The sequence below is a fragment of the Microbulbifer sp. SAOS-129_SWC genome (assembly GCF_039696035.1).
In the GTDB taxonomy this organism is placed as follows: Bacteria; Pseudomonadota; Gammaproteobacteria; order Pseudomonadales; family Cellvibrionaceae; genus Microbulbifer.
This window is the reverse complement of sequence record NZ_CP155567.1, coordinates 2355582-2368535: the sequence shown is the minus strand read 5'-3', so window position 1 is coordinate 2368535 and position 12954 is coordinate 2355582. Positions and strand designations below refer to the sequence as shown.

9 protein-coding genes are annotated in these 12954 nt (G+C 57.8%); 5 read left to right on the top strand and 4 right to left on the bottom strand.

The features are described from left to right. The first annotated feature begins 95 nt into the window (after window positions 1-95). From ABDK11_RS10315 to ABDK11_RS10305, 3 genes are read left to right on the top strand one after another with little or no spacing between them, the layout of a single operon-like run. Window positions 96-3302 carry an RHS repeat-associated core domain-containing protein gene (locus ABDK11_RS10315; protein WP_346836423.1) on the top strand — a complete coding sequence of 1069 codons (3207 nt, stop codon included), beginning with the start codon at window positions 96-98 and terminating at the stop codon, window positions 3300-3302. 12 nt (window positions 3303-3314) lie between these two features. Next, window positions 3315-3806, top strand: a complete 492-nt coding sequence (locus ABDK11_RS10310) for a hypothetical protein (RefSeq protein WP_346836422.1) — start codon at window positions 3315-3317, stop codon at window positions 3804-3806. A gap of 39 nt (window positions 3807-3845) precedes the next feature. Then, window positions 3846-4505 carry a hypothetical protein gene (locus tag ABDK11_RS10305; RefSeq protein WP_346836421.1) on the top strand — a complete coding sequence of 220 codons (660 nt, stop codon included), beginning with the start codon at window positions 3846-3848 and terminating at the stop codon, window positions 4503-4505. 380 nt (window positions 4506-4885) lie between these two features. On the opposite strand, the gene ABDK11_RS10300 is transcribed toward ABDK11_RS10305, so the two are convergent. Next, complete coding sequence (locus ABDK11_RS10300; RefSeq protein ID WP_346836420.1) at window positions 4886-5902, bottom strand: IS110 family transposase; 1017 nt, start codon at window positions 5900-5902, stop codon at window positions 4886-4888. A 163-nt stretch (window positions 5903-6065) separates the two neighbouring features. Between ABDK11_RS10300 and ABDK11_RS10295 the strand changes: the two genes are divergently transcribed. Further along, window positions 6066-6764 carry a transposase gene (locus ABDK11_RS10295; RefSeq protein ID WP_346836419.1) on the top strand — a complete coding sequence of 233 codons (699 nt, stop codon included), beginning with the start codon at window positions 6066-6068 and terminating at the stop codon, window positions 6762-6764. A gap of 290 nt (window positions 6765-7054) precedes the next feature. After that, on the top strand, window positions 7055-7534 hold the full coding sequence (locus ABDK11_RS10290) for a Spy/CpxP family protein refolding chaperone (protein WP_346836418.1): 480 nt from the start codon (window positions 7055-7057) through the stop codon (window positions 7532-7534). 205 nt (window positions 7535-7739) lie between these two features. Here ABDK11_RS10290 and pta read toward each other — a convergent pair whose 3' ends face one another. The 3 genes from pta to ABDK11_RS10275 form a co-directional block, all read right to left on the bottom strand. Then, window positions 7740-9869: a phosphate acetyltransferase gene (gene pta / locus ABDK11_RS10285; protein WP_346836417.1), complete on the bottom strand. Its 2130-nt coding sequence runs from the start codon at window positions 9867-9869 to the stop codon at window positions 7740-7742. A 6-nt stretch (window positions 9870-9875) separates the two neighbouring features. Beyond that, window positions 9876-11084: an acetate kinase gene (locus ABDK11_RS10280; RefSeq protein WP_346836416.1), complete on the bottom strand. Its 1209-nt coding sequence runs from the start codon at window positions 11082-11084 to the stop codon at window positions 9876-9878. A 167-nt stretch (window positions 11085-11251) separates the two neighbouring features. After that, window positions 11252-12850 carry an isocitrate lyase gene (locus tag ABDK11_RS10275; RefSeq protein ID WP_346836415.1) on the bottom strand — a complete coding sequence of 533 codons (1599 nt, stop codon included), beginning with the start codon at window positions 12848-12850 and terminating at the stop codon, window positions 11252-11254. Window positions 12851-12954: the final 104 nt, after the last annotated feature.

Below are 12954 nucleotides of genomic sequence, written 5' to 3'. Positions count from 1 at the left end.
GATTGGGCTCGATTGAAAAGGAACTAACAGAGCGTTCCAGCAGCGCCTGCGTATGCTTTTTAACAAAATAGCTTTTTCCGTGTGGGGACCGATGGTTGAGCCGCTGGACGCAGATGGCGTATTCCACCGGCAGCGACAACGGCTATTTCGTGGCCAAGACCTACAGCAGCGCCTGGGGCGCGGGGGTTGCCGCCAACGATGCCACCTACGACGCGCGCACCGGCCAGCCGCTGACCCAGAAAGACGCCAACGGCCACACCACAACCAACCAGTACGACCACTTCGGCCACCTGACCGAAACCGATGCCCCCGGTGTACCGGCGCAACAGCTGTCGCGCCAGTGGTGCGACAGCTGCTGCCCGTCCGCCGCGAACAATCGCCACGCGGTCTACTTCGAGATCGCCGCGCAGGCCGGCGCGCCGATGGTGCTGACCTACTACGACGCCCTGGGTCGTGAAGTCTACCGGGAAGCCGAGGGCACCAACGGCACCATCGTGCAGTGGCAGACCTACGACAAGCGCGGTCGCGTCACCCAGGCGGTCGACCCGCACTACAGCGGCGCCGCCGCCAGCAGTTACGGCACCGTTGACTATTCCCAGTTCGACGCCCTCAACCGCCCCGGCCACAAGTCGGTCAGCCGCCTGCCGATCAGCTACCAGGTGAACTACGACTACAGCGGCCTCAGCACTGATATCACAGTCACCCCGGACGGCCTCGGCCCGGTGCTGATGATGGCCAGCCGCAGCACGGTACTCGGCCAGCCCCTGTATCACCAGGACGCCAAGGGCCAGTACACCCGCTTCCGCTACGACGCTCTGGGCAATGTGGCCATGATCCAGGATGTCGCCGGCAATGCCATCACCGCCAGCTACAATGGCCTCGGCCACAAGGTCGCCCTCAGCGACCCGAATATGGGTAACTGGCAGTTCGCCTACAACGCCCTCGGTGAACTGCGCTGGCAGCAGGACGCCAAAGGGCAGGTGACCACCTTCAACTACGATGCCCTTGGCCGCCTCACGGATAAATACCCCGGCAGCGACCCGGCGAAGCACTTCCAGTTCGACGACAGTGGTTACGGTACTCTGGACCGCGAATACACCGGCGCCTCTGGCGACCCGGACTTCGAACGGATCTACAGCTACGACAGCCTGCAGCGCGAGACCGCCCGCACCACCCAGATCGACGGCAACGTCTTCGTACAGAAGACCGCCTGGGACGGCAACTACGGCCGCGTCAAGGGCGTGCAGTACCCGGACGGCACCCTCGTAGAAACCCGCTACGACGACACCGGCCGCGTTGCCGAAGACTGGGACTTCGTCGCCGGCATCAAGCTGCGTAGCGTCGACAGCCGCAACGCCAGCGACAGCATTACCCAGCAGCACCTCGCCAGCGACCTGATGGTGGAAACCAGCCAGTTCAGCGCCGCCGGCCTGCTCCAAGCGCGCTGCACCATCGGCGTGGCCGGCAACTGCGATGTGTCCGACCTGGTCTACGACCAGTACGACAGCTACGGCAATCTCAAACATCGCAGGAACAATATCGCCAAGGTCGACGAGAGCTTTACCTACGACAACCTGCACCGCCTCATCCAGTCCAGCCGCAGCTGGGATACCCATATCCCCGGCACGCTGCACGCCACCGTCGACTACGGCTACGACGCCGTCGGTAACCTGCTGTACAAAACCGACTTCTCCGCCGACAGCCCCAACGCCTACCAGTACGGGGACAGTGGCAGAAGTACCGACAACGCTGGCCCCAACGCCGTCACCCAGGTCACCCTGGAAGACCAGAGCACCCGCAGCTATCACTACGACCTGAACGGCAACCTCACCGCCGATGGACTCAGAACCATCAGCTACGGCGTCAACAACAAACCCGGCACCATCAGCCACAGCAACGGCAACAGTGCCGCCTTCTACTACGGCTCGGACGACAGCCGCTACAAGCAGGTCGCCACCGACGGCAGCGCCACCACCACGCGCTACTACCTGGGCGCCTACGAATACGAAAAGACCCAGGACGGCGCCAACCTCACCGTCACCGAGCGCACCACCGTCGCCGACTTCGCCCAGTACCGCACCGAAACCCTCAACGGCACCACCCAGTCCAGCGAATGGCAGTTCCTGCACAAGGACCGCCTCGGCTCCATCGAAAGCGTCAGCAATATCGCCGGCACGGTGCAGGAGCGCCGGGGCTTCGACCCGTTCGGCAAGGCGCGGGACCTGAATGAGGACGACAGTAACGGCGGCCTACTGCAGAGAACCACCACCAAACGGGGCTTTACCAACCACGAGCACCTGGATGGGGTGGAGTTGATCCATATGAACGGTAGGGCCTATGACTACAATCTGGGCAGGTTCCTGAGTGTGGATCCGTTTATCTCGATGCCGGAGAATAGTCAGGCGTATAATCCGTACAGTTACGTGATGAATAATCCGTTGCGGTATACGGATCCGACGGGGTATGTGGTCAATTTACCGAGCACGAATATCAGTGTCTCGGATAACACGGGGCAACAGGTCAAGAGCGCGATTGATGCTTGTAATTCCACTCGATGTGGTGGGGTGAAGGTTAAGCTGCTTGACGGTACTACTGTAATCTATTTGAAGGGCAATGGTAACGGAGGTGGTAAGGTTGGGGCAGTTGCGGTAATTTCGCCAAAGGGCAATGGGACTAGAGAAAACCCTGGGAGTGGAAGCAATGGCCAGAGTGCCGTGGATACTGCAAATCAAGCGCATTTTGCGGGATGTGGAACACTTTATGAGTGTTCAAACCCTTCAGGTAGCATAAGTTCATCACAACAGCCCTCTTCTGCAGCTACAACTACGAGTCAGAAGGGGGAAGACTTTATCAGAAGTTATGAATCATATGAGCAGTTCATTTATCCTGATGCTGCGGGTATATTAACTATCGGATATGGGCACGCGTTAACACGTTCAGAAATTACGAGTGGAATTTACAATAAAGGCATATCTAAGAAAGAGGCTCTGGCGCTTTTCAAAAAAGATTTGTCTGCGACAGAAGCTGCAGTGCTTTCTTTAGTTCGCGCTCCGCTTTCTCAGCAGCAGTTTGATGCAACTGTAAGCTTGGTGTTTAATATCGGACCAACGAAGTTCGCTCGATATAATGCAAGAAAACAGCTTGATAAAGGAAACTATTCTGCTGGAATTTCGGAGTTTCGTGATATTGACAAAATTAGAGATAAAATAACGAAAAAATTGACACCGCTTCCAGGATTGACAAAGCGGAGATTGGCTGAAATGGAAATATTCAAAAGTGGAAATTATGTTAATCACAAATAGAGAAGACTTCTAATGCGCACTTTAGCTTTGATCATCTTTTTATTTCCGATGCTTTTTTCAGTAGGGTGTCAGGCTGGAGATGAGAGCGGAGTTTCTTCTATGAAAAGTACGAACACTTCTGAAGTAGCATCTGAAGAGGTTCGTTTTTTTCAAGAGTTAAGAGCGAGGCTAGCATCATCTGATGTCGACTGGATATCTCTGCACATTAATTACCCTCTTGGAGTTTATGTGGATGGTGTTCCAACAGTTATCAGTGGCAAGAAAGAGCTTGTTGCTAAATATGAAAGAATATTTAATAAATGGGTAATGGCTGCAGTTGCTTGTCAAGATGTTGGAGGCCTAAAATTGCGGCCTACGGGTGTGATGGTGGGGCAGGGCGAAATCTGGTTTTCAAAGACTAAAGATAGTGGAGGTGATTTTAGAATTATTAAGATAAATAATGAACCTTGGCCTGAAGAGAGGGGGCGTAAGGATGCAGAATGTTACTTTAAAAAAGTGCAATAAATGTGTTGAAGTTTGACGTAAAATCCTTCTTCAAATTTTTTGTTAAAGTGGGCGAGGGCTATTCTAGGCTATCAAGATCGACCCTCACTACAGCGGTCTCAGCACCGATACCGGGACGCCAAGGGCCAGGTGACCACTTTCAACTACGACGCCCTCGGCCGCCTCACGGACAAATACCCCGGCAGCGACCCGGCGCAGCACATCCAGTTCGACGACGGTGGTTACGGTACTCTGAACCGCGAGCACACCGGGGCCTCTGGCGATCCGGACTTCGAGCGGATTTACAGCTACGACAGCCTGCAGCGCGAGACCGCCCGCACCACCCAGATCGACGGCAACTACGGCCGCGTCAAGGGCGTGCAGTACCCGGACGGCACCATCGTAGAAACCCTCTACGACGACACCGGCCGTGTGGCAGAAGACTGGGATTTCGTTGCGGGTATCAAGCTGCGCAGCGTCGACAGCCGCAACGCCAGCGACAGCATTACCCAGCAGCACCTCGCCAGCGACCTGATGGTGGAAATCAGCCAGTTCAGCGCCGCCGGCCTGCTCGAAGCGCGCTGTACCAGCGGCGTGGCCGGCAACTGCGATGTGTCCGACCTGGTCTACGACCAGTACGACAGCTACGGCAATCTCAAACATCGCAGAAACAATATCGCCAAGGTCGACGAGAGCTTAATAATTGGGGTCACCCATTAGCCGGTCCCCGTCAACTGGACGATGGCTGCTCTAGGCTATCGCCCATCACCTGACAATCGTGTCCGTCCGTGCGCCTGAAATTTCTATTTTAGAAGCTTCTTCAATGGAAGTGCTTCAGTCACCCATCTGGATCTAGGCCTATAGAGGGACTGCACACTCAGGTGTAGTTCCTCGCCCGTTGCACTCTGTGCACCAGAAAATCATCAGTTCCCGCTGCCGTCCTTATTTGATTACAGAGTCTTGGCCTCAAGGGCCACCCCTTGCATGGCTCGGCACCAGGGCACTTCTTGACAGCAATTGCTGTTAGAGGCCCCTGTCGCGATATTCAGAGTAGCTGGCTCTTTGTCCTACCCCATTTTGATCTGCGACAGGGGCGCAAATCATGCGAAAGCGCGTTTCACATCGAAAACCGTATTCTGTTTCAGCATGTGATATACCGCTCTCGCTAGCTTGTTGGCTACCGACTTCTTGGCAACCAATATATGAGTCTTGGATGTCTTGCGTTGGTAATATTTTTTAATCTCTGGGCTCCAGATCGCGCTTAGGTGGGCCGCCTCCATAAAGGCCCAGGCAAGCCAAGGGTTGCCATTCCTCTTGTTGCCAGTGCCTTTGCTCTTTCCATTGCTGATCTTCTTGCTGGGCACGCAACGAACATACGAGGAGTAATTTCTTACGTCAGGGAAACGGTCCATACTGCCGGATTCCAGCGCGATCATTTGGGACAGTATCTGACCGACACCTGGTATGCTTTGCAGTAATTTGTTTTCCGTGGTGTTGACGCAGTATCCGGAAACTCGCTGTTCGAGTAGTTTAACTGACTTATTTATCGCTTCGATTTGCATCAAATTGATCATGGCCGAGTCTCTGACGACCTGCTCGGCCATCAGTTCATCAATGGCTTTCTGGTCAAGTCTTTTCAGCTGATTGGCACTCAATCGCATGCCTGTATGACGAGCGATCATTCCTTGAAGGTTTAGGTTAAGCATAGTGCGCTGCTTGACTAGCAGAGTACGTTTTCTAAGTAAGTCTCTGATATTCCGCTGTTCCCTAGGCATGATATGGCCAGTGGGCAATATATCTAGCCTTAGAAGGTTTGCCAGAAAACGCGCATCGGATTTATCGTCTGTGTGCTTGATCCCGCTGTATTGTTGAATTGCCGCGGTATTGGCCAGCTGCACTTGGTATCCATCATCTTCTAAGCCATCTACAAGCCAATACCAGTTGTAAGTCGATTCGACAACAACTGTCTGAATATCCTCCGAGAAGGGTGCTAATTGACCAAGAATCGCTGAGATATCATTAGGGCATTTTTTGCTCAAAATGAGTTTATCCCGTTCATCAATAACTACAACTACAGAATTGTTGGAGTGTAAATCGATTCCGCAATATAGTTTCATCGTTCGGCTCCCCTGTGAGTGGCAGATCAAGTGTGGAAACTCGATGTTGGCACTTATGGTGGGAGCCGGCTAGATGATTATCAGATCAACATTTTGACGCCAAATAGAACATCCTAGGTTCTCCCCCGGCTACACTCTGCCCATCGCTAGAAAGGAGTCTACGATGGCCAGATTGCCTCGCCTAAATCCCATTGGTATTCCTCAGCACGTTATTCAGCGGGGCAACAACCGCCAGGCCTGCTTTTGTTCAGAGCAGGATCTGATCGCTTATGCAGGTTGGTTGAAAGAGTACTCCTGTGAATTTGATGTTCAGGTGCATGCCTGGGTGTTTATGACCAATCACGTCCATCTGCTCGTTACGCCGCAGTCTGAAGATGGGGTCAGCAAAATGATGCAGGCGATCGGGCGAATCTATGTGCGATATTTCAATCGCGAGTATGGACGCTCTGGAACCCTGTGGGAGGGGCGGTACAAATCCTGCCTGGTTCAGTCAGAAGCTTATCTGCTGCAATGCTATCGGTATATAGAGCTCAACCCGGTCAGAGCGAATATGGTGAAAGAGCCGGCGGATTATTATTGGTCCAGCTATTCCTGTAACGGCCTTGGTCGAAAATCCACACTGGCGACGCCGCATTCGGAATACCTGGCGCTAGGCCGCTACCCAAAGCAGCGATGTGAACGCTACAGGTCACTCTTTCGGAGTCATCTCGACGGGAGAATGATCGATGAAATCCGCAAGTCGGTGAATAAAGGTTTGGCGCTGGGGAGTGAGAAGTTTAAGAGAGCGCTGGAATCCCGATTTGAGCGGCGTGTTACAGAGGTTCTGCTGGGGCGGCCCAAAATAAGCGAATCTGAAATATAGATATTCGTGTCGAAATATTGATCGACCCTGTTTCCCCGATACCCACGAGCATTGTCTCAAGATCCATGTGGTGGCCGGAGCACTGTGTCGCTACATCGATCAAAGGCGACCACAGCGCGGTGACTGATGGCTGGCCGCGCAACTGCTTATGGAGCGGGCCTATGCCGCAATGGCCCGATGTGATGAATGGGGCTGCCGCTACTAGAAAAAGTTATATCGAATGTCTTGAACCGCCAAAATCCACCGCCTAGGGTTTCTGTATCAACACGGTGAACGATGCAGAGGTTCTCATGAATTCGTGGAAGTTAGTTGTAGCCTGCCTGGGGCTTGCCGGTATCCTGATCGCGTTGCCCGGCCAGGCCGGTGCGACCGCGGTGAACTACCAGCGGCACGAGCACTCCGATCGGTTCGATAAGTTCTGGATGACCCTGGAGGCGAAACTGGAGCTGACAAAGGACCAGAAAGAGAAACTGAAAGCCTATCGGGAGAGCACCAGCGAAGAGCGGAAGCAGCTGAAGGAGCAAAGCAAGAAGTTACACAAGCAGATCAAAGACGCCCTCGAGTCCGGCGCCGATCAGTCGACCCTCGACAATCTCGGTGCAGAATGGGGTAAAGTCCAGGTCAAACGGATGGCGCTGGCGCACAAGTATCAGAATAAGTTCAAAGAGATGCTCAATGATGAGCAGAAAGCCAAGCTGGAGAAGTTCAAATCCGAACTCCGCGGGAAATGGCACATGAAACACGGCGACATGGACGATGAGGAAGATTAGCCGGCCCGCCAGAGGGCGCTGAAACACGCCGCAAAGCCTTTCCCAATCCGGCCATGGAGGGCCGGATGTGCCGTCCAGCCAAAACTCCCACCAATCCGCCACGCCCTGACTCGCACAGTGCGCCGCGAAATTCTCTTCCGCGCAACCCTTACACAATTACCCGTCCGTGTGGACGTGCCGCCCCGCGATCAGTCGGGAGGCTGAATTACTGTGCGGCCTGAATCGCCGTCAGGGCAATCGTATAGACGATATCGTCGACCAGCGCACCGCGCGACAGGTCGTTGACGGGTTTGCGTATGCCCTGCAGCATCGGTCCGATGCTCACCAGATTCGCGCTGCGCTGCACGGCCTTGTAGGTGGTATTGCCAGTATTCAAATCGGGAAAAATCAGTACTGTGGCGCGGCCGGCGACTGCGCTGCCGGGCGCTTTGCTACGGGCCACATCCTCGTTGATGGCGGCGTCGTATTGCAGCGGTCCGTCGATGACCAGGTCCGGCCGCTGTTGCCGGGCCAGGCGCGTGGCCTCGCGGACCTTGTCCACATCCGAGCCGGAGCCAGAGCTGCCGGTGGAATAGCTGATCATCGCTACCCGTGGGTCGATACCAAACGCCTGTGCCGAGTCCGCTGACTGGATCGCAATCGCGGCCAGCGCCCCGGCATCGGGATCGGGGTTGATGGCGCAGTCGCCGTATACCAGTACCTGGTCGGGCAGCAGCATAAAAAACACGGAAGAGATGAGTTTCGCCCCGGGGGCGGTTTTGATCAATTGCAGGGCGGGGCGAATGGTATTGGCCGTGGTGTGCTCGGCACCCGACACCAGGCCATCCACCTCGCCCTGCGCCAGCATCATGGTGCCGAGCACCACGTTGTCCTGCAGTTGCTCGCGGGCGACGACTTCGGTCAGGCCCTTGTGTTTGCGCAGCGCCACCATCGGCGCGACGTATTGTTCGCGCACCGCGACCGGATCGATGATGTCGATTTCCTTTCCCAGTTTGACCCCTTGCTGTTCGGCCACCCGACGGATTTCCTTCGGGTGGCCCAGCAAAACGGGCCGGGCGATGCCGCGCTCGGCACAAATGACCGCGGCCTTGATGGTGCGCGGCTCATGCCCCTCCGGCAGCGCGATGCGCTTGCGGTGTTGGCGCGCCAGCTCGGTCAGGTGATAGCGAAATGCCGGCGGCGACAGCCGTTTGGGACGGGCGGATGCACGGCTGAGGGATTCCACCCACTGCCGATCCAGGTTTCCGGCAATGAACTCCTGTACCTTTTCGATACGCTGTGTATCGTCAGTCGGCGTGCGTGTGTTGAAATTCTGCAGGTGCAGTGCAGTCTGCCAGGTATTGGTTTTTACCAGCAGCACCGGCAGCCCGGTTTCCAGCGCCGGGGTACACAGTTTGCGCAGCGCGGGCTCCAGCTGGTAGCCCCCGGTGAGTAGCAGGCAGCCGATATCGACACCGTTCATGGCCGCCAGGCCGGCTGCGGCAATCACATCGGGCCTGTCCCCGGAGGTCACCAGCATGGCGCCGGTGACAAAGCGATGGATCATATTGCCCAGCGAGCGGGAGCAAAAAGTGATACTGCGCAGACGGCGCGACGCGAGCTCGCCGCGATTGATGACTTCCGCGTTGAAATGCTCTGCCAGATCCACTGCACGCGGTGCCAGCAGCTCGGCACTCCAGGGTATACAGCCGAGTATTGGCACCGGGCTCTTGCGGTTCAGCGCGCGAATATCCAGCGTGCTGCGGCGGCTTTCCACCTGCCCGAAAAATCCGGAAAGGTCCGCTCCCAATGCGTCCGGCATGGTTGGCGGCGCACCCACCTTGTTGATGATGCACCCCATTACCCGGCCGGCTTCGCGGCCGCCGAACTGCTCATCGGCAAACGCGAGCCGCTCCTGCAGTTGCCGGGTGGAGTCCAGGTGCGGGCAGACAACCAGTACTACCTCGGCATCCAGTGCCTTGGCAACCTGGTAGTTGAGCTGGCTGGCAAGCTGGCTGTCGCTGTCTGGCAGCAGCCCTTCAACCAGAACCACTTCCGCCGTCACCGTACAGCGGCGATACCGTGCCAGGATATCCTCGAGTAGTTCGGACAGGTTGCCCGCAGAGATCATCGATTCGGCGTGACGTGCACTGAAGGAATCCATAATTTCCAGCCCGGATCCGCGGCGCAGGATTTCGGCTGATCGCTCTACTCCGCGGTGCTCTTCGGGTTCCGCTACGGGCTTGAAAAATTTCACACCCACGCCGTTGCGCTCCAACGCGCGGGTGACACCGAGGCTGACAGAGGTGATGCCGACACGCGGGCTTAGGGGGATCAGCATTATGGTGCGCGACATGGTTCGCTACTCCTGCGCTGCGACCAGCCGCGCCGCATCGCGCGCGATCACCCATTCCTCATTGGTGGGGATCACCAGCGCCAGCGGGCTGCCGGCCGCGGTGATCGCGCCCTCGGCACCGGCGCGCATCTGCCGGTTGCGCGCACTGTCGAGGCGGTAGCCCAGGCCGCGTAGCCACTCCAGCGTCTGCGCGCGCACCCAGGTCGAGTTCTCGCCGATGCCGCCGGTAAATACCAGCGCGTCCACGCGCTGCAGGGGTACCGTGTAGGCGGCGATATATTTCGCCAGGCGGTAGCAGAAGATTTCCAGGGCGAGGCGGGCGCCGCGGTGGCCATTGCCGGCGGCGCGCTCCAGCTCGCGGCAGTCGTTACTCAGTCCGGAAATGCCCAGCAGACCGCTGTCGCGATTCAAAAGCGCACGAATTTCCGCCACCGCATAGCCCAGAGACTCCGCCAGGTGAATCAGCACGCCCGCGTCCAGATCGCCACAGCGGGTGCCCATTACCAGCCCCTCGAGCGGTGTCAGCCCCATGCTGGTGTCAGCGCTGGTGCCGCTTTTGATCGCGGCGACCGAGGCGCCGTTGCCCAGGTGGGTGGCGATGATATTCAGCGCACTCAGCGGCCGCTGCAGCAGCGCTGCGGCGCGCTCGCTGACAAAGCGGTAACTGCTGCCGTGCATGCCGTAGCGGCGGATGCGATGTTCCCGGTACAGGCGGTAGGGCAGGGCGTAAAGGTAGGCGTGCGGGGGCAGCGACTGGTGAAACGCCGTATCGAATACCGCGACCTGATCCAGTTGCGCAAAGGCCCGCCGGGCGGCGCGAATGCCCAGCAGCCCCGGCGGATTGTGCAGGGGCGCCAGCGCGGCACAGTCTTCGATGGTGGCAATGACGTCGCCGTCGATCAGTACGGACTGCGCAAAGTGCTCGCCGCCGTGCACGATCCGGTGGCCCACGGCAATCAGCTGCGCGCGCAACGCGGGCTGCGCCGGCAGCAGTTCGCCGACGAGGTAGTCGAGCACCGCGGCGTGCGCGGCGCCCGGGTCGAGGGCGAGATGGCCGGTTTCATCGTCGCAGCGCCAGGATACCCGCGGGTCGCTGTCGCCGAGGGATTCGCCGATACCGCTGAGTCGCTGGGCGCCGGTGTCCGGGTCGACCACGGCAAATTTCAGGGAGGAGCTGCCGGCATTCAGCACCAGCACTCCGCGCGCAGCCTGCATAGTGCTCCGCCTGGTCACAGATCATTACCCTAAGGCTAGCCCGGATTGGCGCCCGGGTTTCATGACCGGAACATAACGCAGATACAAAAAAGGGGCCGCAATGCGGCCCCCAAGACGAGTGAAGGATATTTTGCGGCCCCGTGGGGCCGCCTGGAATTGAATTCCGGTTAGCCGAACTGGTTCATGGTGTTGTCTTTGCCCGCCGCTTTCAGCGCGGCCTCACCGGCAAAGTACTCCTTGTGGTCGTCGCCCATATCGGAGCCGGCCATGTTCTGGTGTTTGACGCAGGCGATGCGCTGGCGGATCTCCTTGCGCTGTACACCCTTCACGTAGCCCAGCATCGCTTCTTCACCGAAGTAGGCCTTGGCCAGGTTGTCCGTGGACAGGGCCGCGGTGTGGTAGGTCGGCAGCGTGATCAGGTGATGGAAGATGCCGGCTTCGCGCGAGGCGTCGGCCTGGAAGGTGCGGATCTTCTCGTCGGCCGCAGCAGACAGCGCAGTATCGTCGTACTCGGCGCTCATCAGGTTGTCGCGATCGTAGGCAGACACGTCCTTGCCTTCCTCTTTCCAGGTGTCGAAAACCTGCTGGCGGAAGTTCAGGGTCCAGTTGAACGACGGGCTGTTGTTGTAGACCAGCTTGGCGTTGGGCACCTGCTTGCGAATTTCATCCATCATCGCGCCGATCTGGCGCACGTGGGGCTTCTCGGTCTCGATCCAGATCAGGTCGGCACCGTTCTGCAGGGAGGTGATACTGTCGAGGATGCAGCGCGCCTCGCCGGTTCCCTTCTTGAACTGGAACAGGTTGGAAGCCAGGCGCTTGGGACGCAGCAGTTTGCCGTCGCGATTGATGACCACGTCGCCATTGGCCAGGTCGGCGGCGGCGATTTCTTCGCAATCGAGGAAGCTGTTGTACTGGTCTCCCAGGTCGCCGGGCTCTTTGGTCACGGCAATCTGCTTGGTCAGGCCCGCGCCCAGGGAGTCGGTGCGCGCGACGATCACGCCGTTGTCGACGCCCAGCTCAAGGAAGGCGTAGCGCACGGCGCGGATCTTGGCCAGGAAGTCTTCGTGCGGCACGGTGACCTTGCCGTCCTGGTGGCCACACTGCTTCTCGTCGGACACCTGGTTTTCAATCTGGATACAGCAGGCGCCGGCCTCGATCATCTGCTTGGCCATCAGGTAGGTCGCCTCGGCGTTGCCGAAACCGGCATCGATGTCGGCAATGATCGGCACCACGTGGGTAACGTGGTTGTCGATCTTGTCCTGCACGGCCTTTTGCGCTGCCTTATCGCCGACCTCGCGCGCCGCATCCAGCTCGCGGAACAGGCCGCCCAGTTCGCGCGCGTCCGCCTGGCGCAGGAAGGTGTAGAGCTCTTCGATCAGGTGGGCCACGGCGGTTTTCTCGTGCATGGACTGGTCCGGCAGCGGACCAAACTCACTGCGCAGCGCGGCGACCATCCAGCCGGACAGGTACAGGTAGCGGCGATCGGTATTGCCTTCAAAGTGCTTCTTGATCGAAATCATCTTCTGCTGGCCGATAAAGCCGTGCCAGCAGCCCAGCGACTGGGTGTACTTGGACGTGTCCCGGTCGTAGTTCTCCATGTCTGTGCGCATGATATCGGCGGTGTAGCGCGCGATATCCAGACCGGTCTTGAATTTGTTCTGGGCACGCATGCGCGCCACGTATTCCGGGTTGATGGCGTCCCAGGCACTGCCGTGGGTTTCACAGAGTTTGCTGGCCGCTTCGATATCTTGAGCGTAGGTGGACATGGCTAGGTATCCTCGAAAATGTGACTGCGATTGGATGTTGAGAATCCTAGTGGCTCTGGCATAATTTACCTAATTTATTATCGTGATCCCCGCTATCAGCCAGG